We start from the raw sequence: 237 nt of genomic DNA, 5'->3' as shown, positions 1-237 counted from the left end.
TGGCAGGCGCCCTGTCGAAGTGTCCAATCACACGTCCCTGCCCATCACCCACATGGCGGCTTCGGCGGGCAGTACCTCGGGGTAGGGAATGGAGGAATTGCCGATTTTTCGGAAACCGGCCTTTAGGTAAAATTCCCGTGCCGGGCCCTTGGCCATTGCTTTCAGCCAGATTCCGGCAAGTCTTGAGCGCCGGCAATAACCCAGGAGTTGATCCATTACGTGGGTACCGACGCCCTG

At 59.1% G+C, this 237-nt stretch carries 1 protein-coding gene; it reads right to left on the bottom strand.

The features are described from left to right. Window positions 1–27: 27 nt before the first annotated feature. Window positions 28–237 (bottom strand): hypothetical protein (locus ACRHNM_RS18150; RefSeq protein ID WP_431138022.1); only part of this gene is annotated, 210 nt, incomplete at its 5' end.

Source organism: Psychroserpens mesophilus (assembly GCF_050617655.1).
GTDB lineage: Bacteria > Bacteroidota > Bacteroidia > Flavobacteriales > Flavobacteriaceae > Psychroserpens > Psychroserpens mesophilus_A.
Note: the sequence above shows the minus strand (reverse complement) of the source record. Positions and strands in the feature narration are given on the sequence as shown.